We start from the raw sequence: 20,717 nt of genomic DNA on the forward strand, positions 1-20,717 counted from the left end.
TTATCCTCAAATAAGCATTCATTATTATAACATCCAGACTAACTTATTTCGTCTGTATAAGTACGGTCATTATTGATATATCATAAAAATAAAATATTGTTTGCAACCTGAGCATTTTGTATAACAATAATATACATTGACAGGAATTTTATCCGTTGTTTGCAATTGTCTGATGAATTAAAAGTAATAATCCGAGCAGTTTGAGGTAGAAAAAGATAACTGCAAATTTCATAATGTAAATTATTTAATAAAATAAGAATAAAGGCTTTGGTTATATCAGAAAATGGTATTACATTTGAATTAAGCGAGGTCTGATTGCAAAATCAGATTTCAATACACCATTTTATTCGAATCACATTAAATATTTTTGTTATGAAAAAACAAATAGCTATTGCTGCGTTTGCTTTGGGATTATTCTCGCTAGGAGGCAACCACGTTTCGGCACAAAATTCTGACAATGTAAGTACCTCAGTCAATATTATTTTAGCAGATGTCATTTCAATGGATCTGGGGGCTGCCGGTTCAGGCGGAGCGGTAGATTTTAATTACGCAAATACTTCAGATTATAATTCTTCAAAGAATGTCGCTGTACCGAATAGTCTCGTAATCAATTCTTCTAAAAATTTCGACGTCAAAATAAAATCTGAGGGCGCAAACTTTGTAAGTGGCTCAAGCCTTATTCCTGTGGATGTATTGCAGGTAAAAGCAGTATCGGGTGGAAGTCTAATGGGAACCATGAATGAGGTAACTTTATCTACAGCCGATCAGGTTTTAGTGAGCAATGCAAGTTTAGGTGCAAACCAAACTTTGAATATTGCCTATTCTATCTCTGCAGAAAAGGCATCAAAGGTTTTGTTGGGAAAACCCAAGGGAATCTACACGCAAACAGTAACGTATACTGCAACTGCACTTTAATTAAACAAATAATATTTTAAAAGCCCTCAACATTTATATGTTGGGGGCTTTTGTTTTGAATTCCCATCGTGTAGTTATTTTACTACATCAACTTCCATTTTCAACTACAAAGAAACCTTTGTCACCGCTGTAGATTTGCAGTGTTCAAAAGAGAACAGGAAATCAAAAATAAAAATTAAATAAAACTCTCATGAAAAAACAAATCGTAATCGCAGCTTTAACTTTCGGAGCAATTATATTAGGAACTAACGCTGTTCAGGCACAGAATGCCATCGCAACTACAACAGTAAACATTACCCTGAGTGATGTAATCTCTATCGATTCCGGAAGTACTGCGATGGGAGGTACATTAGCCTTTACTTACGCTACTGCAGCAGATTACAACTCGGCACAAACTGTTGCTCAAGCCAATGCTTTGAAAGTAACTTCAACTAAAGCTTTTAATGTAAATGTAAAAGCTGGAGGTGCTAATTTTATCAATGGAAGCAACTCAATCCCCGTAGATGTTTTGACGATTAAAGCTGCTACCTCTGCAGGTACAATGGGCGGAACAAAAAATAATGTTGTTTTATCTCAAACCAACCAGCTGTTAGTTGCAAATGCTCCACTTGGAAGCGCATTAACACTTAATTTGGATTATACTATTCCTGCTGCAGAATCATCTTCTTCTAAAATTTTAGGTAAACCAGCTGGAACTTATACGCAGACGGTTACGTATACTGCTACCGCATTGTAATTATTTTTGGAAATAGTTTATAAGATAAAGTCTTCATCATTTAAATACTGAGGGCTTTCTTTTTAGATCAAATGAATAATCCTTGTAGTTATTTTACTACATCAACTTCCATTTTCAACTACAAAAAAATCTTTGTCGCCGCTGTAGATTTGCAGTGTTCAAAAGAGAACAATTAAATAAAATAAAAAAATAAATAGTATTATCATGAAAAAAATCTTAATCTCAGCTTTAACTTTCGGAGCAATTATATTAGGAACTAACGCTGTTCAGGCACAGAATTCCACCGCAACTACAGCAGTAAGCATTATCTTGAGCGATGTGATCTCTATCGATTCCGGAAGTACTGCGATTGGAGGTACATTAGCCTTTACTTACGCTTCTGCATTAGATTACAACTCGGCACAAACTGTTGCTCAAGCCAATGCTTTGAAAGTAACTTCAACTAAAGCTTTTAATGTAAACGTAAAAGCAGGTGGCCCTAATTTTATCAATGGAGCCAACTTCATCCCCGTAGATGTTTTGACGATTAAAGCTGCTACATCTTCAGGAACAATGGGCGGAACAAAAAGTACTGTTGTTTTATCTCAAACCAATCAGCTATTAGTTGCAAATGCTCCACTTGGAAGCGCATTAACACTTAATTTGGATTACACTATTCCTGCTGCAGAATCATCTTCTTCTAAAATTTTAGGTAAACCAGCTGGAACTTACACGCAAACAGTAACTTATACTGCGACTGCTTTATAAGAAAATTTTTAAGATTGTAAAGGTTCCTTTAGTTACGTTTCAGTAGTTTTGGGAATCTTTTATTTTTAAACAATTTACACCATGCGCAAGTTTATTAACCTTTTTATTTTCGTGATCATCACAGCAGCTTCTTCAGCTCTGGCACAAAGTATCTCTATGTCACCTACACGTCTGTTTTTTACGGGCAGTCCAGGAGAAAAAGTGACCCAGACAGTCACGCTGCAGAACAGCTCAGACAAAGATTATGTCTTTAATCTCAACTATAAAGATTGGGTAAGAGACGAAGACGGAAATAAAGTTTATCTTGATGCAGGAAGTTCAAAAACTTCCAATGCTGCCTGGATGTCAACTTTAGAAAACGCTGTCACAGTTCCTGCGAAAAGTACAAAAGAGATTGTAGTAACCATGCAGATTCCGGCAAATGCGTCTAAATCTGCTGTCACAAACAGCATGCTTTTCTTCACGCAATTACCACAGCAGGCAGATCAGGCAAAGGCTAAAAACGGGATTGGGATCATCACATTATTTGAAGTCGGACTTCATATCTTTTATACACCATCAGGAAACCTGGTTAAAAGCCTTGATATTACAAATATCGCAGAGATTTCTTCTGAAAATACTGTAAATAAAAAAGTCGCAGTAAGCATCCACAACGACGGAGACACGATTAATGATGCGACCGTTGAGTTTGAACTGACAGATACTGACAGCGGCAAGGAAATAAAATTACCTGCAATTTCAATATCCATGCTTCCCGGAGCCAATCAGGTCGTTCAATTTTATTTACCGGAAAATATTTCAGGAAATTTCCTTGGTGTGGCCATTATCAAAATGGCAGGATCTAACGATTTGCGTGTAGGCGAGAAAAACTTTAAATTTTAAAATTAAGTCTTAAAACCACTAAATAGAATGTCGATATTAATTCTTAGGAGAACAACTTTACTTTTAGCATTTGTTCTTTTAAACTTTTCATTTGCTTTTTCGCAGGATAAAAAGGATATCAAAATCTATTTTGAAAAAGACAGTGTAGCAGTTGAGAAAGGTTCAACTTTTACCAATTTCCTGGTTATTGAGAATAAAAGTTCTGAAGCTGTCACAATTCAGAATATCACGCCTCAGGAAAATTATCCGGGATTGTTGTTCTATCCAAAAAATGAATTGATAATCGATGCCGGACAGTCTAAAAATCTGCCTGTAAAACTGATAGCCAATGTGGATTTTATGAAACTAAGATCCAATGAGATTAAATTCAAGATTTCTTACCACACTCCATTGGTAACCAGAACTGAAAGCACATCATTTTTAATCAAAAAGGATGAAAACAGAAACATCGCAATTTACACGGAGGCTTTTGAGAATTTTATTAATCCTAATGCGCCGGACTCTTCAATATTACTCACTGTAGAAAACCAAGGCTATAGTAAACGAAACGTAAAGATTGATTTTCAGTCAATACCCGATGGTTTGGAAATGATGCCAAAACAACAGACTGTTTCTTTGGAAGCTTTGGAAAAACAAACTGTAGAGATCAAAATTGTAATCAGAAAACAGAATACACTTTTCCCAGAGTTTAATATCAATGCAGTCGCCACGGATCTTTTTAATAATGAAATTGTGGGAAGCAACACGCTTCATTTACTCATCTTATCAAACAACAGGCAAATTGCCAGAGGACCTGAAGCTGTAAATGGAAGTAATTTTGCTGAAATGAGCTACAACGAAAACAGCTCAGGTTTCAATTTTCTTCAACTAAGAGCAAATACAGCATTTAGAGTAAGCGAAAACGTGAAATCGCGCTTCAATATTGGTACAGATTACTTTATGGAAGGAGGTCTTTATAACATCTATGATACTTGGTTAGAATTGGAGAGAAAAAATACGGTATTACGTGTTGGAAACATCAACAGTACGGATTACGAATACCCGATTTTTGGAAGAGGTGCAAAAATTTCCACCAAATTTGGTAATAATAAACAGATTGAGTTGCTTGCGCTGGAAAATAATTACAATCTTTACAGTACATATTTCCAGCAAATAAATGGGTCTAACGTGTTGGGTGCAAAGTACGGGTTTGGAAATGCCAAAACTTTAAATGGAAAAATTTCATATATATACGACCACGATCCACGCTTGAATGTGGATACACAATTGGCAAATGCTGTAACGTCTTTTTTAATAAAAGGCAAACACACCATCCGGGCGGAAGTTGGTCTGAGTCATGAAAAAGGTATTGTAAATAAGGATGAAAATGCGGGAGGCCTGGTGGGGGCAAATTATGAAGGACGAGTTGGGAAATGGGATTTGCAATCTACTAATTCATTCGCTACCAAAAGTTATGCAGGGATCAAAAGAGGATCTTTTTTCTCAAATCAACGTATCGGGAGACAATTTTCTGATTCTCAACGAGCATTTTTACAGTACCAGAACTCACAGATAGACCCCGGTTTTCTGAGTTTGCAGAATGCGCCTTATCAAACTGAGATCAGTACTAATTTGCGCTATTATTTTAACAGCACCGAAGCATTGGCAACAGGTTACCAGTTTATCGGAAAAAACTGGAATTTTCTTGTTTCTCCAAAAGTTGAAAAGCAAAAAACAGCTAATTTTTATACATCACACGAACTTTTTTCTTACAGACTGGAAACCAACATGAGCACAACACTAGGTAACCATGCGATCAACCTGACTGCGGAATATTCCTATTCAAATGCGGATAATCAATCAGACTGGTTTAACAGTTTAAGAACAACTATTTCGTACAGGTATAAATCGTTCTCTCTGAATGGAACAGCACAATGGAACGCATCCAATGTTTTTGACTTAAATTCTTATTATAATACTGACCGTAATTTTGCCAATTACAATGTATACGCCTCGTATAACTTCCATATGCTGGGTAATAATTTGACAGGATCTTTTTCAGCCGGAACTTTTTATTCGGAGCTTTATAAAAATTTAAACACCAACGTCACGGGAAATCTGGAATATAAGATTTCACCTTCTTGGTCTGGTACGGGTTATTTTAATTTGTCAGGTTATAAATCTATGGCTGAGTATTCAAACAGTGGCAGTTATTATCAGTTCAGAGTGGGTATTAAAAAATATTTTGCACCAGCCACCGCTCTTGGAAATCATAAAGTGACATTTCAGTTCTTTGAAGACAAAAATTTCAACGGACTTCCGGATTCAGGCGAAAAGGTTTTTGCTGACGAGATTGTAAAACTGGACGATTATATCGCAATGACAGATAAAAATGGAAAAGTAGTTTTTCAAAATGTGCCTGAAGGTCTTTACACATTGAAGGTAAACGAAAGTGCAGGTGCCAGATTAATGATGGATCCTGTGATTATGGTCAGTAAAAATATCAACCGAAAGGTAGGTCTCGTAAAAAACATCAGGGTTAGTGGAAAACTAACCGAGATTAAGCAGGCTTACGATGTTTTGGATACTGATGTAACCGGTATAGCTGTGTATGCAAAAGGTGAAGATGGAGTAATCAATACAGCTTTAGTCAACCAGAAAAATGAATTTGAGTTTTTCCTGAAAGATGGAAAATATGAAATCTATATTGAAAATGACAAGTATAGTTATACACAACCAAGGCAGATCATTCAGGTGACAAAAGAAGGTTATTCAGCAAATGTCATTTTTGAATACAAAAAGAAAGACACAACCATTAAGGTGAAAAAGTTTTAAATTTAGAGGTATGAAAACGATGAGGTTTTTTTTAACGGGAATTTTAACTCTGTGCTTCGGATCATCAGTCATGAAAGCTCAGGATATATTTCTGACTATTCCTGAAAATAATATTTATAACAGAACAGAATTCACGTCAGTGCCTACAAGGGTAATGTCGAACCCCAACAGAACAAACTGGATCTACGGCTTTTTGGGATTTGGACCGGTAGCTCCCACATTTACCTCTACATCAGGGCAGAATTTTACGATGCCTTCTTCTTCAGCAACTTTACCCGCCAGCATTCTTACGTGGCAATTGGAAAGTATGGGAGGGCAGTTGCCGGGTACAGGAGTTTCTGGTTCTTTACCAGGTTTTCAGTCTTTTAGTCAAAGTCCTGTAAAATGGTTTGAACCACCGGGCTCCGTGTTTTTGGGAGGAGGATTCAACAGGGGTAATATTAATTTTACATTTAAAATTCCTGCCGCACAATTTTCTGCGAATGCCTTCCGGGCTGGGAATTACTCTATGGATATTGCTCAGAATTATAATGATTTCACGCCAATTAATTTTAAAACAGTGTTAGTCATTCCCTCATCGGTACGCTGGCTTACAAACTCTCTGACGAAGTACATCGAAGTATCTTCTTTGAATGACTACCGCGGAACAGCCACGAAAGTTTGGGATTTGGGAAATACAGAATTCGCAAACACTGTAGATTTTAATTTTTGGGCAAAAGCAGCTTCCACAACGGTTCAGTTCACTTCCTCCAAGGGCGTTCCGGGAACCAGAAATATTGCCAGTATTAAATTGGGAAGTAATGGATCTGCTCTCACTACAAAAGCTTTATCTTCCACTTTTCAGAATTTTTCAGCAACTAATTTAAATGTTGTAGCAGGTAACAGAAACAGCTTTACACCAGAGCTGTATATTTCAGCTGATGATTTTGAAAACTATTTTTTTGAAGCTGGAACGTATACATTTGAGTTGAATCTTAATGCAAGAAGTACAGATAATTCAATTAACAGTCTTCAAAATACAGCTGTTCAAATGAAGGTGCTTCCCAGGTCGGAGATTACAATCCCAAGTTCAGGGAAAAATGTAAATTTCAATTTTAATACAGCAGCATTATACACAAATGGTCAGTCACAGGTAATTCCCAATCAAATTACATTATCTAATAATGAAAGTTTTGAACTTTATGTGAAATCAGACGAAAATTATTTTAAGAAAGGTGGCCTTCAAACCAGCATCAACTCAAATATATTGCAGATTGGGATCGATGGAAGTTCTGTAAACGCACCATTATCCAAAACTCCACAAAAAATTCTCTTTAACGGCACACCAGTTCTGGACCGCCAACTGAATGTGAAATATACCATATCTCCAGCGGATGCCCAGAGTTTGGTAGGAAAGGAGAACAGTACTTACTCCATCAATGTTTATTACAGCTTTACGGCAATTTAATAATATCTTTTTTCAATTTTTTTTATGGACAGCTTTAACAGAAATGATGATTCTTCGAATCAACTTGAAATTGATAAATTGAAAATTTTTGAAACAAGATATGCTGATGTTTTTGATTTTTTAGTGTACACAGCTGCAAAAATGACCAATACGGAACACTGCAGCATCAGTATCGTGTCGGAAGAAAAGGTTTATGTTATCGCAACCAGTGATTCCTCTCCTAATCAGATTTATCCGCAGAATTCTCATTTTCATCCTGATGGTGAGACCTCTGTCTATGAATATAAAATGGCAGAATTTGAATTTAACAGGAGCTTTTTGATCCCGGATTCCGGTGACTATTTTATTGCTTACTTAAATTTATTTGACAGGGAAAATAGAAATCTGGGTAAATCAGAAATAGAAATCCTCAACAAGGTTTTAAAGGAGGCGTCAAAGTGCTTTTTGAGTAAAGAAAAGGAACAGTTTCTAAATAATGATGATGTGCTTTTTGAAACATCCAAAGATGACATCACCGAACGAAAAAAAATGGAGGTCGAGATATTGGAAGCGAAAGAGATTGCAGAAAAAGCTTATACGCTGAAATCTGAATTTGTAGCAAACATGAGTCATGAGATCAGAACCCCTTTAAATGGTATTATTGGTTTTACCGAACTTCTTTTGGAAACAGATCTCGACGAGACACAAAGGCAGTATTTGGAAATTATCAACCAATCTGGCGTATCCCTGTATACCATAATCAATGATATCCTGGATTTCTCAAAACTTGAAAAACAAAAACTTGATCTGAACCTTGACAAAGTTGAGATAGAGGAGCTGGTTTCAGAAGCTTTTAATATTGTTTCTTACAACAATAGCAAAAAGCATTTGGAAATGATCCTGGATATTGACATTGCGATTCCTGCATATATTTGGACTGATGCAATGCGTTTAAAACAGGTATTTGTCAATCTTTTGAGCAATGCTCTAAAATTTACGGAGGAGGGTGATATTGTATTATACGTTAAGGTATTAGATGATCTGGGAGACGGAAAAAAGAAAATTCGTTTTGGAGTTCGCGATACAGGAATTGGAATTAATAAGGAAAAGCAGTCTGAAATTTTTGAAGCATTTTCGCAGGTAGACAGCAGCATCAGTAAGAAATATGGGGGCACAGGTCTTGGGCTCGCAATATCTAATCAAATCTTAGCACTTCTTGACAGCGTTTTACAAGTGGAAAGCGACCAGGGAAGAGGGAGCGATTTTTACTTCGATATGCAATTTGATACGCAGGAGGAAGAATATGATCTAAGCCTGAGCGGTATTAACAAAGTACTGATCGTTGATGATAACGAAAACAACAGAAAAATCCTGAAAAGGATGTTGGAACGAAAAAATATAGAGGTAACGGAATCTGACAGCGGCCTGAAGGCATTACTTCTGATCATGGAAAGATCTGATTACGATGTGATTATTATGGATTATCATATGCCCGTCATGGATGGACTTGAAACCATTAGAAAAATAAGAAATATGATTCCGGATACTTCTGATGTTGCTCCGTATATCGTTTTGTATAGTTCTTCTGACGACACTGAGCTTCAATATGCATGTGACGAATTGGAAATTGAAAATCGTTTGATCAAACCGATTCGTATGAAGCAGATGTATCAGATTTTGTCCGCTTTAAAGACCTCTGAGAAGAAAGGGACTAAAAAAGCAGAAAATAAGGTGACTGAAGTGAATTTACAGGAAATAAAAATTTTAATTGCTGAAGACAATGCTGTTAATTTGCTACTTACCAAAACTTATTTAAAAGATATTCTTCCGCAGGCATTTATCATAGAGGCAAAAGATGGAACTGAAGCAGTTGAGCAATACCAAAAAGAAAATCCCGATCTTATTTTAATGGACATACAGATGCCGCAGCTTAATGGCATTGATGCAACAAAGCAAATAAGATCTCTGGAAAAAAATATTGAAATTCCTATTATTGCATTAACAGCAGGCAGCCTTCCCGGAGAAAAGGAGAAATGTATGCAGGGCGGAATGTCGGACTTTCTAGCTAAGCCATTGTTGAAACAAACCCTGTCAGATATGATCCGAAAATGGTTAGGTAATGAAATAGATAAAAAGTAAATCCTATATTTAGATTGTTAAAAAACATTAAAGTGGAAAATTTACCATTATAATTAGTTTATGGATGATCTTATCAATGAATTACGGTTAAAAATAGAAAAGCTGGAAAACGAAATCAGTTTTAAGAACGGACTGATATCAATATTGTCTCATGACTCGAAAGAATTGTTTGGAAATTTTCTGTGGCTTTTAGAATCCCTCGAGCAAAAGATTGTAAGTGAGCAGGATTTTTACAACCTGTTGCCACAGGTTAAGAGTGATGCCCGCAAGAATCTCCAGACCGTGCAGGATAGTACTGCATGGTTAAAAACGCAATACGGAAACTTTAAGGTTAAACCTGAGAAAATCTTGGTGACAGATCTTTTTCATCATCTGGAAGAGAAATACGCTATTAAGCTGGAAGCGAAAAGCATTAAATTTTATTTTAAAGGAGATCACAATTCTTTTATCACAAGCGATAAATTACTATTGGAATATGTTCTAGATAAAATTTTCAACAATGCAGTAAAATACTCATCACCTGGACAAGAAATATATTTTGAGGTGATTTCAGAGGAAGATCAGACCATACTTTCTGTGATTGATTCCGGAACCGGAATTAGTGAGAAATACCTCACCACAATCTACAGCTATGATAATCCTGTATTTCAGGGTACCGCCGGCGAAAAAGGAGCAGGACTAAGTTTGAAAATTGTAAAAAATTTCATATTCTTGCTGCGGGGAAATATTGACATACAGTCGGCTGAAAGTAAAGGAACTACTGTCTCCCTTTTTTTACCTAATTTTAATACATGAAGGATTTGAAACCAAATGCCCGTATTGTTGTAGCAGATGATCACGGTATTGTCCGGATGGGTTTGATACAGACAATCAAACGACTCAGATCTGAAGCCATTATCCTGGAGGTGGAAGATTATAAATCGCTGTATAAAATAATTCAGAAAGAAGAGCTGGATTTGGCTATCATGGACGTAAATATGCCAAATGGTACTGTACAGGAGGCTATTGATTACATTAAAATTCACCAGCCTCAACTGAAAATCCTTCTATTTTCCTCACAGGATGAAGAAGTCTATGCATTACGATATCTAAAGATGGGAGCTGGCGGTTATTTAAGCAAGCAAAGTTCTGGAGAAACAATCGAGGCAGCTTTAAATGCGATGCTCACAAAGGGTCGATATATTAGTGAGAACGTAAAAGAGGCAATGTTTGTAGAATCATTAACTGGCACAGGAAAAAATTCTCCTTTTGAAACGCTCTCAGACCGTGAACTACAAATTGCTACAAAACTTGCAGAAGGTATTACTCTAAAAGAAATTTCCAATCAGTTTAATCTGCATTCATCTACTATCAGCACGTATAAAAACCGACTTTTTGAAAAGCTTAAAATACGGTCTATACCAGAACTTGTAGAGATTCTTAGGTTATATAACCAGTAAATATTTTAATGCCGCTCATTACCAATAATGTAAATCGAATTTTCTTTTGCGGCTGCAGACAGGAAAAGTTTGCATTCTTACAATAAAATAGATCAGATTTTTCAGCGGTATGGTAAAAGATAAAATCTGGAAGTTGTTGATAAAAATAATTTACTAATAGTAACTACGGTGTAGACGAAATCCACTTAGCAAATCCGTTACAGATGCAAACCAATCGAAGGGTGTGATGATGGGTTTGATTTCTTCGTTGATGCAGTTCAACAAACGAGGCTTCGATGTGCATAATTTAAATAATTGTTATTCTAATGTTAATTCAGTCAGTTTATTCGGCATAGAAATTTTCTGGGAAACATCCCATCAAATGCTAATGTAATGGAAGAAGTTTATTTTTGACGCCATCTTGTAATTAAAGTTAAAAAATCAGCTGCTCATTAATTTATCCAAAAACTTTGATAATCTCTCCAATATCTGCGCCTTTGTACTCAGTATAAATATGTGAATGAAACTCATTCAGTTTTTTCAAAATCCGCAGAAGTTCATTCTTCTCATCTTTTTCAAGCTTTCCGGATAAAATTTTCGAGGTTAAATTCACATTAGCAACCGAGGCGTGGAAAATTTCCTCGCCTTTTTTGGTCAGATTTAATCGTTTACTTCGCTTATCGTCTTCATCATTTTTTTCTTCCAGAAATCCTGCTTCCAAGAGCCTTTTGATAATTTGAGTTCCGGTTTGTTTTTCGTGTCCGTTTTTTTCAATTAATTGAATTTTTGTTAAAAATGGTTCATCTTTCAAACGATACAAATAAGTAAATTCCTCATTAGCTAACTCTGGGAATTCTCCCAAACCTTTTCTAATCAATAATTTAGAATATCTTCCCAATAACAGGATTTGTTTACAAATTTCGTTTTCAGTAAATGAAACCTGATGATTTTCATTTTTAAAAAGCTTGGTCGGACTTTCTTCAGCATATTTTTTATCATTCATCCACACCCGAAAATCATCAACAGTAGAGTTGGGTTTGCAGGCGCCAGAATGTTCAAATTCTTTTACTTGATGGAGCAAGTCTATGAAAAAGTCGGTTTGCATAATTATTTTGGTAAAGATATTAGTTTTTGTTTTTAGAGGGAATTTACAACTAAAAAAAATCATTAACCACAAAAGTCATAACAGAAAAATAGTAAAAAGACATTTCTTAAAGGACAAAAGAGATTTACTTCGTAGCAAATTCCTTTTCGGAACTTTTGCTAAACTTAAACAGAGTAAAATCTTTTGTGACTTTTGTGGTTTTAAAAATTATAGTTTCACACTGCCCATTCCACCGTCAATTCCGATGATTTGTCCTGTAATCCAAGTTGAATTTTCCGATAATAAAAACTCAACCATTTTTCCGATTTCATCCGCATTTCCAACTCTTTGCAACGGATGTCTTTTCCCGGAAGCTTCGCGTTTTTCAGGTGTTGAGAGAAGTTGTGAAGCTAGATTGGTATCCGTTAAAGATGGTGCAATTGCATTCACTCTGATTTTCTGAGCAGATAATTCTGCCGCTAAACTTTTCGTTAAACCCTCAACAGCACTTTTGCTCGCAGAAATCGAGGCGTGGAAAGGCATTCCCAACTTTGTTGCCACCGAACTGAACAAAACAATCGACGCACTTTCCGATTTTTTTAGATTAGGCAATAATTTTTGAATTGTTTTCACCGCACCCAAAACATTAATTTCAAAATCATTTTGAAAATCATCAACCGAAAGTCGATTGAAAGGTTTCAGATTAATACTTCCCGGAGCATAAACCAATCCGTCAATTACATCCGGAAAATTAATTTCGTCCAGATTTCCAGAAAGAATATCCATCGAATGAAATTCAATATTTAAATTTTCAACTTCAGGATTTTCAGTTTTAGAAATTCCAATGACGTTATTATTCGCCGACAAATTTTTTGCAGCAGCAAATCCAATTCCCTGTCCACAACCGATGATGGCTATATTTTTCATATTTTAATTTTTGTTGAATATTCTGTTGCCACAAATGCACGAATTAAATTGTTTATATTATTCTCAAAAAAAAGTTCGTGCATTCGTGGCATTTTTCACCGCTTAGAAATTTTATTATGACTGATTGTGCGTTGTCTGGTACATTTAAACCGCTCAATTTCAGGATTTCTCTTCATCAGATGTTTCTGGCTTACTCCCGAATTCACTCTTTTTCTCCAAAGCCGAAAACTCGATGGTTTCAATTCTCTTCTCATCAATTCAATCACTTCAGATTCGGTAATTTTAAACTGAAATTCTATCGCTTCAAACGGCGTTCGGTCTTCCCAAGCCATCTCGATGATGCGGTCGGTCTGTATTAAATTAAATTCTTTCGCCATTATTTTAAATTTTTAATCGTCCGTTTTGCAATTTTAAAATGTTCAGATTTTTTCTCGTCCGTCATTTTATCCAAAGTTCGTAACATCATTCCCAATCTCGGATTTGTTTTAAAAAATTCTCGGTTGTCATTCACAAAATTCCAAAAGAGAGCATCCCATTTTTCCGTCCAGTCGCCATCGGCATAATCACTCATTTTTTTAATGTAATTGCTTCCGCTGATGTACGGTTTTGTACTCATTTTTCCGCCGTCAGAAAAGCTGCTCATCCCATAAACATTCGGAACCATCACCCAATCATAAGAATCGATGAACATCTCCATAAACCATTGATAAACGTCATCTGGATTGAGTTTCAGCAGATTCATAAAGTTGGCAAAAATCATTAATCGCTCGATGTGATGGGCATAACCTGTCTCTAAAACTTTCAAAATCGTGCTGTCAATCGGCTTAATTTCAGTCTTTCCCGTATAAAAAGATTCGGGAAGCAGATTGTGATGTTTCCAGTAATTTTTATTCCGTTGATACGTTCCCTGATAGAGATAAATTCCTCTCACAAATTCTCGCCAACCCAAAATCTGACGCACAAAACCTTCCAAAGAATTGACCGGAATTTTATATTCTTCCGCATAATCAATCGCCTCTTTCAAGACATTTTCCGCAGTCAAAAGTCCGATATTCAGCAATGGCGAAAGCACACTATGATGCAGAAAATGGTCACGCTCCACGATGCTGTCTTCATAAATTCCAAAATCGGCAAACCGCAGTTCCAGAAACTGATTCAGCCAATTTTCTGCTTCCTCAAAAGTGACCGGATAGAGTTGATATGACGTTAAATTGCCATAATTTTCATTGAAGTTTTTCTCTGTATAAATTTTTGCTTCCTCATAATATTTGCTGTTTTCAGGAAAGTGAACGGACGGCGCTTTCTTATTCTTAGGATATTTTTTTCGGTTTTCTGTATCGAAAGTCCATTTTCCGCCGATTGGTTTTCCGGCTTTCATCAGAATATTTCTGGAAATTCTCTGCTGCTTGTAGAAATCGGTTTGATGATAAGATTTTTTATCTTCAAAATACTCTTTCAAATCTTCCCGAGTATTGATGAATAAAGGACTTTCAAGAATTTCTAATTCCAATTTCGTTTCCTTAATTCTCTTTTCAAGCCAATTGTCGCAAACATCCGTGATGAGAATTTTTTCAAATTTTTCTCTTTCTAAATGTTTAATTAAATTTTGAATATCAGAAAGTGGGGAAGTGCTTTCAATATATTCTACCTGGAATTTTGCTTTGGTCAAATATTCCTCATAAAACATCATACTCGCTCTGTGCAGCGCAATTTTCTGTTTGTGAAATTTGTATTGTTTAAAAAATAGAAATTCTTCAACCAAGAAAACAGATTGATTTTTATCCAGATAATCCGTGTCTTTAAAAAGCTGATGCGGAAATATCAATTGCGCCGTTGAAGATTCTATTTTACCCATAAATCTCTGAATTTGTGGTCTGAATCGTATTGTTCTGCCTGTTTTTCCGCATTGAAAGTTCTGCTTCTCGGGTCATTTCCAACTCCGGCGAGATAGATCCAGTTTCCGTAATTGCTGTGAACATCATAATCGATGAGCATTTCTTCAAAGTAAGCAGCGCCAATTCTCCAATCCTGTTTCAGCATTTTGCAAAAATAGGAAGCCACATTTTGCCGTCCGCGATTGCTCATCCAGCCTGTGTTTTTTATTTCCAGCATATTGGCATTGATAAAATCAGACTCTGTTTCGCCATTTATCCACTGATTGACTAAATTTTCATCAGATTTAAATTCATAATCCCGTTCTAAAATTCCATTTCGATGAAATATTTTATCCCGAAATTGCATTGAAGTATATTTAAAAAAGTCACGCCAAAGGAACTCAAAGACCAGCCAATACGTTGATTCATTGCTTCCAAATTCAGTTTCATATTTCTTGATTTCGTGGAAAACAGATACAGCAGACAGACTTCCGTTGGCGAGCCACGCAGAAAATTTGCTGCTGTAATCTTCATCAATTAAACCATTTCTTGTTTCTTTATAGCGACTGATATTTTTAGTTTCAAAAAAATAATTATTCAAACGTTGCAATCCTACCGTTTCGCCACCAGAAAAGGGAAAAGCCGTGGATTGATGCATTTCAAATTCATCAAAACCCAAAATCTGTAATGTAATTTCGTCGCTGTTTATTCTTAAATCTAAATTGGACTTATTGTAAGCCAATTGTTCAGAATTAAACTCATTTCTGATTTTAAAATCTTTCTCTACTTTTTGTCTGAATGTTGTGAACAGTAAAGGAATTTTATCTAATTTTTCCTTAACAAAATGAGTTTCAAGCAAAAGTTGAGAATAAGATTTTACCCATTTCACATCTGGGAAAATTAGTTTTATTTGATTCTCCAGTTCAATTTCTTCCTTTGTCCATTCTCTCTGACAGAATATTTTTTCAACTTCAAAATGTTCAGAAATCTGTTTGAAAATATCTTGAGTTTGTCCAAATTTTTTAAGAAACGGAATGTTCTTTTGTTTTAAATTATTTTCTAAATCTAAAACCGTTTCCAACAAAAATTTAGCCCGAAATTTTCCAATTTTCCTAAATCCAAATTGCGTCGAACTTAAAAAACTTTCGTCAAAAATGTACACGGCAAGAAAAGGCAAATCTTCCTGCATCACGTTGAAAAGCGACTCGTTGTCTCTGATTCTTAAATCATTGCCGAACCAGAGGATATTGATTTTTTGTTTTTCCGGCATTTTTCGCTGCAATATTTTACTTCATTCCAATTTTTTTTCCACTTTTTCCGCCAATTGAACGGTAATCCACAGACTTTACAAGTCTTTGAAGGTAAATTGGCAGGCATTTATTGCATGAAATTTTTGTATTGATTAATGACGATATTTTTTGCTTTCAAATCGTGCATCATATTATACAGACCAAAAAATGTTCGGTTTAAATAAATAAAATGTTTCGAACCCCTGTTGGTATTCATCCCTTTCATATCGCTGAGTTTGGCGTATCTCTGACCCAAATCTGCAATTTCCTGAAAGAAAGATTCATCTGAAAAATCAAAAACTTCTGCATTGAAAGGTCTCGTGAACAATTCCAGCAGTTCATAGAATAATTTGGTAAAAAACGTCTGTTCCTGAGGCGAATCATCCGAACGTAAAATCTCCAGTTCGAATAGTTTTTCTCTGAAAATATCAGGATTATTCAGATTCTCACGTTTAGCCAATTCAAAATAAGGTTTGTAGAAGTCATTAGGAATTTCTTTGATGCATCCAAAGTCAATCACAAGCAATTTTTTATCATCCGAAACCAAGAAATTTCCGGGATGCGGGTCAGCGTGAACCTGCTTCAAAACGTGCATTTGGTACATATAGAAATCCCAAAGTGTCTGTCCGATTTTGTTCAAATCTTCCTGAGAATTATCTAATTTTGTGAATTCTGAGAAATGTTTTCCGTTCATCCAATCCATCGTGATAATTCTTTCGCACGAATATTCCGGATAGTATTTTGGAAAATCAAGATTAGGAAGATGAGCACATTTTTCAGAAATTTCCTGACTTCTCTTCAATTCCAAATCGTAATCTGTCTCTTCAAACAATTTATTTTCCACTTCCTGAAAGTAAGATTCAGAACCCTCTTTTTTGATGTTAAACATTTTCATAGCAATGGGTTTTACTATTTTCAAATCGCTAGAAATGCTTTCTCTCACGCCTGGATATTGAATTTTAACGGCAAAATTCTGACCATCTTTCTTTGCTTTATGAACCTGTCCGATGCTCGCCGCATTAACAGATTCATTCGTAAATTCATCAAATAGATCTTCCGGATTTTTACCAAAATATTTTCTGAAAGTCTTCTTTACCAAAGCTCCAGAAAGTGGCGGAACCGAAAATTGTGACAAGGAAAATTTTTCTACATAAGCCTGCGGAAGTATGTTTTTCTCCATACTCAACATTTGGGCAACTTTCAAGGCAGAGCCTTTCAGCTCTTTCAGAGAATCGTAAATGTCGGTCGCATTATCTTCATTTAAAGTTTTTCTTGCCTCGTCCTCATCTTTATCCTTTGTGATTTTATTTCCGTAATATTTGATGTAATTAACGCCCACTTTTGCACCCGCTTTAAGTAAACTGCTGGTTCGTTCTAATTTTCCTGTTGGTATTTTATTGAGTGTCTTCATCTAATTCTTTTTAAATTTTTCTTTAAATAAAAACTTCCCGAGATCAACTACTTTTCTCAAAGGTTCATTATCCATCAGTTCAAATCCGGTATCAATAGTTTTTTCAATGAAAATATCTGTTTTTTCGAAGGCTGGAGAAGTGTCTTTTTTCCAAAACTCAATAGCGGAAACCAAATGAATCCACAATGCTTCTTCACGTGCTTTTTCGTGGAAATTTTTCACATCATTTTTCGCTTTTTGAATCATTTCCCAATCGTTAAAATCAAGGGTTTTGATGAATTGCCTATGCGTTTCTTTTAGCTGATTCGAAATCTTTGCTGAATGTAATTTGTCATTTCCTAAAATCATCAGAACCAAAGAACGGTTCATCGTCATATTTTCAAAAAAGATAAAATAGACATTCAAAAGTTTTTCTTTCGAAGTTATTTCATCAGAATTGTTAACCTCCGAGGCCAATTCTACAGACTTATTCAAAAGATTGACCAACATTGATTTTTCAATCTGTTCAAAGCTTGAAAAGTAATCGTAAAAGTATTTTTCCTCGAACTCATTGTCTTTTGCGAATCTGTAAATATTTTTTGGTCTTTCGCCATGATTCAAAATGTAATCGCCATACAATTCAAATATTTTATCTTCTGTTATCTGATTTTCTTTTTCCATATTTAAAAATTTACATCAACAAATTTAGTAATTTATTTTACTATAATTTTAAATAAAGTATATTATTTACTTATCATAATTATTCATATATCGTATCACAAGCCAATTCAGCATGTTTTGCAAAAGACTTTTAAGTTATAACATCTGACGACTTACTACTAAAGTATATTTGAAAAGACATTGCTGTTTAGTAATTTGAAATTTTACAAATGATACTGACTCCACGAAACATATTTTCTCAAAAAAATTGATCAGTACAAAAAAGATATATTCAACATTTCTAAAATTTATCTGCATAGCTTCATGACCAGAAAAATCTTTTGCCAACAATTATCTGTCAGACCTTGAAGCCCTAGATTGAGATGTTTAATCAAAACAAAGGTTATTTATTTCTGACAATATGAGCTCATAAAGATTTTACCATAAGAACACACTTAATGAATTGATTATTTTTTAAGTAAAAGAATGCTGTCTACTGATGTAGCAGGTAAATTAATATAGCTTTACCTTCAAATAGTTAAACTCAGAAAAACTATGAAGCTAATTATTTTCTTATTCGGCTCAAATATTTAGTTGAATAACTTTGTTGCTTTATAACGAAGTTTTTAAATTATTATTTTTTGTTTTAAAATGAAAATGAAACACTTTTAAAATGTGTGAAATTTTTAATATTTAAAAATGTTAAGTGAATCGAAAGGCAAATTGATTTTGGTTTTACTAAAGGTGAGATAAATTCGGAGAATTGCAACTGAAAATTGATACTATCTTATAGCCTCGTAATATTTGGAGACCTTTTTTAGATACAATAGGACTTTATTTTCTTAAGATTAAAAATTTATCTTCCTCCGCACAAATCAAAATTTGATATAGCCAGCATTAAAAAAAAATCTACGAATTTTAACTCCAAAGCTTTACGGTCTAAAAGATTTCTGCGATATTCATAGGAATGTAAAAGCTTATGGAAATTCCTGTAGCTTATCAGTTGGTGATCTGACAGAATTACTCTGCCATTTCCGTTTTTACATTTGATGAGTTTGTCACTTAATGTTCTTATCTTGAAAATAACTTCCAGAATTTTACCTCGTGACCCTTTTGCTTCCTGATGTCGTTCAATAATGTTAATTTTGAAAGGTTTGAATATAAGAGTGTGAAAAGCAATGTGTGAAGCAGAATCCTGAGTATCCAATTCAATTATATATTCCATAATTTTCTAAATAAATCTTATTTTACAAATGATGTGCCGCTGAAATTAAGCTCTCGGTTGCTATTATGAACTGATTGAAGATTGTTGATGGTTTCCGTTGCTACAGGTTTAGCATTAGAAAATGGTAGAATTAAAGAAGCCAGAATTGCTTTGGGTGGAGTTGCCCACAAGCCTTGGCGCGTAAAAGTAGCAGAAGATTTTTTGGTTGATAAAGATGCAACACGGGAAAATTTCCTGCAGGCAGCAGAAATGATCCTGAAAGGGGCAGTCGGTTTTGAACACAACAGTTTTAAAATCGGATTGGCCAAAAAAGCGATTGTCAGAAACTGCATGATGGCTCTTGATCCAAAATCGCAACGTCCATGTACGTGTTTTAACTTTAGATTGGGCAGATCTAGGTATCACAGTTACCAACGCTGGCCTTGTAAAGAGGTTTGTTCAGGAATTTTCAGGGCAGAGTGATCTTTCTTTTACTGCTTATAATGCAGAATCAATCAATCTGAGAATGCCAATCAGTGGTACTGTTTTTACTGACAATAACGGTGGAGTTCCCAATGGGATTTCATATCAAAACGCTACAGTAATTCTTAATAGCAGTAATGGAAATACAGTTTCTTCTGCGATCACAGATGTCAACGGCTATTATGCATTTAACAATATTATTCAAGGTAACTATTCAATTAATCTAACTCTTCCTGCCGGTTATCAGGTGATGGGTAATAGTGATGGCCAGGCTTCCAACATTATGAATATTCAGGTAGGAAACGTTCCTGTTCAGAATAAAGATTTTGGTATTTACAGACTTCCGTGTGTGAAACCCGGAGCGTTAGGTACGCCGGCAAGTTTCGCAAAAATGGGAATTCTTACAAAAAAGAATATTTCTGTACCTAACCACACACGGCGCTGATTGGCGCTATCTCGGGCACAATTGTTTTTGATACTGCTTCGAATACACTTGCTGTCTACGACGGTGTAAATTGGAGTTACTGGAAATAAGACAGACAATATTGATAATCGTCAAAACAGTCACCACGTTTTAAAACCAGATGATTTTTTATAAAGTGCTCCTTGTCTGGAGCATTTTTTTTGCCATTAAAAAGACTTTCAATAAAACTTTATGGATTGAAATTGTTTGAACTAATATATTTTAGATAATTACTTTGAACTTAAAATTAAAGGATATCTATATTT

General features: G+C 35.1%; 20 protein-coding genes. 11 read left to right on the top strand and 9 right to left on the bottom strand.

Translation table 11 applies throughout. The features are described 5' to 3' along the window. The first annotated feature begins 372 nt into the window (after positions 1-372). The 9 genes from AC2A1G_RS09300 to AC2A1G_RS09340 all read left to right on the top strand — a co-directional run bounded on the left by AC2A1G_RS09300 (position 373) and on the right by AC2A1G_RS09340 (position 11,098). Complete coding sequence (locus AC2A1G_RS09300) at positions 373-915, top strand: peptidoglycan-binding protein LysM (RefSeq protein WP_484046644.1); 543 nt, start codon at positions 373-375, stop codon at positions 913-915. A gap of 190 nt (positions 916-1,105) precedes the next feature. Further along, complete coding sequence (locus tag AC2A1G_RS09305; RefSeq protein WP_484046645.1) at positions 1,106-1,651, top strand: peptidoglycan-binding protein LysM; 546 nt, start codon at positions 1,106-1,108, stop codon at positions 1,649-1,651. Between the two features lie 201 nt (positions 1,652-1,852). After that, positions 1,853-2,398, top strand: coding sequence for a peptidoglycan-binding protein LysM (locus AC2A1G_RS09310; protein ID WP_484046879.1), 546 nt, complete (start codon positions 1,853-1,855; stop codon positions 2,396-2,398). Positions 2,399-2,479: 81 nt separating this feature from the next. Continuing rightward, on the top strand, positions 2,480-3,280 hold the full coding sequence (locus AC2A1G_RS09315) for a fimbrial biogenesis chaperone (RefSeq protein WP_484046646.1): 801 nt from the start codon (positions 2,480-2,482) through the stop codon (positions 3,278-3,280). A 27-nt stretch (positions 3,281-3,307) separates the two neighbouring features. Then, complete coding sequence (locus AC2A1G_RS09320; protein WP_484046647.1) at positions 3,308-6,094, top strand: COG1470 family protein; 2,787 nt, start codon at positions 3,308-3,310, stop codon at positions 6,092-6,094. Positions 6,095-6,104: 10 nt separating this feature from the next. Beyond that, complete coding sequence (locus tag AC2A1G_RS09325) at positions 6,105-7,541, top strand: hypothetical protein (RefSeq protein ID WP_484046648.1); 1,437 nt, start codon at positions 6,105-6,107, stop codon at positions 7,539-7,541. 24 nt (positions 7,542-7,565) lie between these two features. Further along, positions 7,566-9,659: a response regulator gene (locus AC2A1G_RS09330; protein WP_484046649.1), complete on the top strand. Its 2,094-nt coding sequence runs from the start codon at positions 7,566-7,568 to the stop codon at positions 9,657-9,659. 60 nt (positions 9,660-9,719) lie between these two features. Then, the gene (locus tag AC2A1G_RS09335) at positions 9,720-10,454 is read left to right on the top strand and encodes a sensor histidine kinase (RefSeq protein ID WP_484046650.1); all 735 of its coding nucleotides are present in this window, start codon (positions 9,720-9,722) and stop codon (positions 10,452-10,454) included. Further along, entirely contained in the window at positions 10,451-11,098 is a 648-nt protein-coding gene (locus AC2A1G_RS09340) for a response regulator (RefSeq protein WP_484046651.1), read from the top strand. Before AC2A1G_RS09335 ends, AC2A1G_RS09340 begins: the two co-directional genes overlap by 4 nt. 436 nt (positions 11,099-11,534) lie before the next feature. On the opposite strand, the gene AC2A1G_RS09345 is transcribed toward AC2A1G_RS09340, so the two are convergent. The 9 genes from AC2A1G_RS09345 to AC2A1G_RS09385 all read right to left on the bottom strand — a co-directional run bounded on the left by AC2A1G_RS09345 (position 11,535) and on the right by AC2A1G_RS09385 (position 19,526). Continuing rightward, entirely contained in the window at positions 11,535-12,182 is a 648-nt protein-coding gene (locus tag AC2A1G_RS09345; protein WP_484046652.1) for a MarR family winged helix-turn-helix transcriptional regulator, read from the bottom strand. A gap of 207 nt (positions 12,183-12,389) precedes the next feature. After that, positions 12,390-13,088 (bottom strand): SDR family NAD(P)-dependent oxidoreductase, encoded by a 699-nt coding sequence (locus tag AC2A1G_RS09350; protein WP_484046653.1) that lies wholly within the window; start codon positions 13,086-13,088, stop codon positions 12,390-12,392. 95 nt (positions 13,089-13,183) lie between these two features. Further along, the gene (locus AC2A1G_RS09355; RefSeq protein WP_484046654.1) at positions 13,184-13,465 is read right to left on the bottom strand and encodes a TIGR03643 family protein; all 282 of its coding nucleotides are present in this window, start codon (positions 13,463-13,465) and stop codon (positions 13,184-13,186) included. Then, positions 13,465-14,943 carry a cryptochrome/photolyase family protein gene (locus AC2A1G_RS09360; protein WP_484046655.1) on the bottom strand — a complete coding sequence of 493 codons (1,479 nt, stop codon included), beginning with the start codon at positions 14,941-14,943 and terminating at the stop codon, positions 13,465-13,467. Before AC2A1G_RS09360 ends, AC2A1G_RS09355 begins: the two co-directional genes overlap by 1 nt. Continuing rightward, the gene (locus tag AC2A1G_RS09365; RefSeq protein WP_484046656.1) at positions 14,931-16,232 is read right to left on the bottom strand and encodes a DASH family cryptochrome; all 1,302 of its coding nucleotides are present in this window, start codon (positions 16,230-16,232) and stop codon (positions 14,931-14,933) included. Before AC2A1G_RS09365 ends, AC2A1G_RS09360 begins: the two co-directional genes overlap by 13 nt. Beyond that, positions 16,184-16,339 carry a DUF2256 domain-containing protein gene (locus tag AC2A1G_RS09370; RefSeq protein ID WP_484046657.1) on the bottom strand — a complete coding sequence of 52 codons (156 nt, stop codon included), beginning with the start codon at positions 16,337-16,339 and terminating at the stop codon, positions 16,184-16,186. Before AC2A1G_RS09370 ends, AC2A1G_RS09365 begins: the two co-directional genes overlap by 49 nt. Further along, positions 16,340-17,662 carry an ABC1 kinase family protein gene (locus AC2A1G_RS09375; protein ID WP_484046658.1) on the bottom strand — a complete coding sequence of 441 codons (1,323 nt, stop codon included), beginning with the start codon at positions 17,660-17,662 and terminating at the stop codon, positions 16,340-16,342. Beyond that, on the bottom strand, positions 17,663-18,322 hold the full coding sequence (locus AC2A1G_RS09380; RefSeq protein ID WP_484046659.1) for a TetR/AcrR family transcriptional regulator: 660 nt from the start codon (positions 18,320-18,322) through the stop codon (positions 17,663-17,665). It abuts the gene before it with no gap. A gap of 835 nt (positions 18,323-19,157) precedes the next feature. Next, positions 19,158-19,526, bottom strand: a complete 369-nt coding sequence (locus tag AC2A1G_RS09385) for a prevent-host-death protein (protein WP_484046660.1) — start codon at positions 19,524-19,526, stop codon at positions 19,158-19,160. 87 nt (positions 19,527-19,613) lie between these two features. Between AC2A1G_RS09385 and AC2A1G_RS09390 the strand changes: the two genes are divergently transcribed. Both AC2A1G_RS09390 and AC2A1G_RS09395 read left to right on the top strand, forming a co-directional pair. Beyond that, positions 19,614-19,988 (top strand): hypothetical protein, encoded by a 375-nt coding sequence (locus AC2A1G_RS09390; protein ID WP_484046661.1) that lies wholly within the window; start codon positions 19,614-19,616, stop codon positions 19,986-19,988. Positions 19,989-20,031: 43 nt separating this feature from the next. Next, positions 20,032-20,433 (top strand): SdrD B-like domain-containing protein, encoded by a 402-nt coding sequence (locus tag AC2A1G_RS09395; RefSeq protein ID WP_484046662.1) that lies wholly within the window; start codon positions 20,032-20,034, stop codon positions 20,431-20,433. Positions 20,434-20,717 lie beyond the last annotated feature (284 nt).

This window comes from Chryseobacterium sp. HNCC26DJ240, assembly GCF_057180485.1.

Coding starts and splice junctions, on each gene's coding strand:
- AC2A1G_RS09345 (WP_484046652.1), bottom strand. CDS start 12,182: ATGCAAACCGACTTTTTCATAGACTTGCTCCATCAAGTAAAAGAATTT.
- AC2A1G_RS09370 (WP_484046657.1), bottom strand. CDS start 16,339: ATGCCTGCCAATTTACCTTCAAAGACTTGTAAAGTCTGTGGATTACCG.
- AC2A1G_RS09395 (WP_484046662.1), top strand. CDS start 20,032: ATGCCAATCAGTGGTACTGTTTTTACTGACAATAACGGTGGAGTTCCC.
- AC2A1G_RS09390 (WP_484046661.1), top strand. CDS start 19,614: ATGGTTTCCGTTGCTACAGGTTTAGCATTAGAAAATGGTAGAATTAAA.
- AC2A1G_RS09335 (WP_484046650.1), top strand. CDS start 9,720: ATGGATGATCTTATCAATGAATTACGGTTAAAAATAGAAAAGCTGGAA.
- AC2A1G_RS09330 (WP_484046649.1), top strand. CDS start 7,566: ATGGACAGCTTTAACAGAAATGATGATTCTTCGAATCAACTTGAAATT.
- AC2A1G_RS09305 (WP_484046645.1), top strand. CDS start 1,106: ATGAAAAAACAAATCGTAATCGCAGCTTTAACTTTCGGAGCAATTATA.
- AC2A1G_RS09360 (WP_484046655.1), bottom strand. CDS start 14,943: ATGGGTAAAATAGAATCTTCAACGGCGCAATTGATATTTCCGCATCAG.
- AC2A1G_RS09340 (WP_484046651.1), top strand. CDS start 10,451: ATGAAGGATTTGAAACCAAATGCCCGTATTGTTGTAGCAGATGATCAC.
- AC2A1G_RS09355 (WP_484046654.1), bottom strand. CDS start 13,465: ATGGCGAAAGAATTTAATTTAATACAGACCGACCGCATCATCGAGATG.
- AC2A1G_RS09300 (WP_484046644.1), top strand. CDS start 373: ATGAAAAAACAAATAGCTATTGCTGCGTTTGCTTTGGGATTATTCTCG.
- AC2A1G_RS09380 (WP_484046659.1), bottom strand. CDS start 18,322: ATGGAAAAAGAAAATCAGATAACAGAAGATAAAATATTTGAATTGTAT.
- AC2A1G_RS09350 (WP_484046653.1), bottom strand. CDS start 13,088: ATGAAAAATATAGCCATCATCGGTTGTGGACAGGGAATTGGATTTGCT.
- AC2A1G_RS09375 (WP_484046658.1), bottom strand. CDS start 17,662: ATGAAGACACTCAATAAAATACCAACAGGAAAATTAGAACGAACCAGC.
- AC2A1G_RS09320 (WP_484046647.1), top strand. CDS start 3,308: ATGTCGATATTAATTCTTAGGAGAACAACTTTACTTTTAGCATTTGTT.
- AC2A1G_RS09325 (WP_484046648.1), top strand. CDS start 6,105: ATGAAAACGATGAGGTTTTTTTTAACGGGAATTTTAACTCTGTGCTTC.
- AC2A1G_RS09315 (WP_484046646.1), top strand. CDS start 2,480: ATGCGCAAGTTTATTAACCTTTTTATTTTCGTGATCATCACAGCAGCT.
- AC2A1G_RS09385 (WP_484046660.1), bottom strand. CDS start 19,526: ATGGAATATATAATTGAATTGGATACTCAGGATTCTGCTTCACACATT.
- AC2A1G_RS09365 (WP_484046656.1), bottom strand. CDS start 16,232: ATGCCGGAAAAACAAAAAATCAATATCCTCTGGTTCGGCAATGATTTA.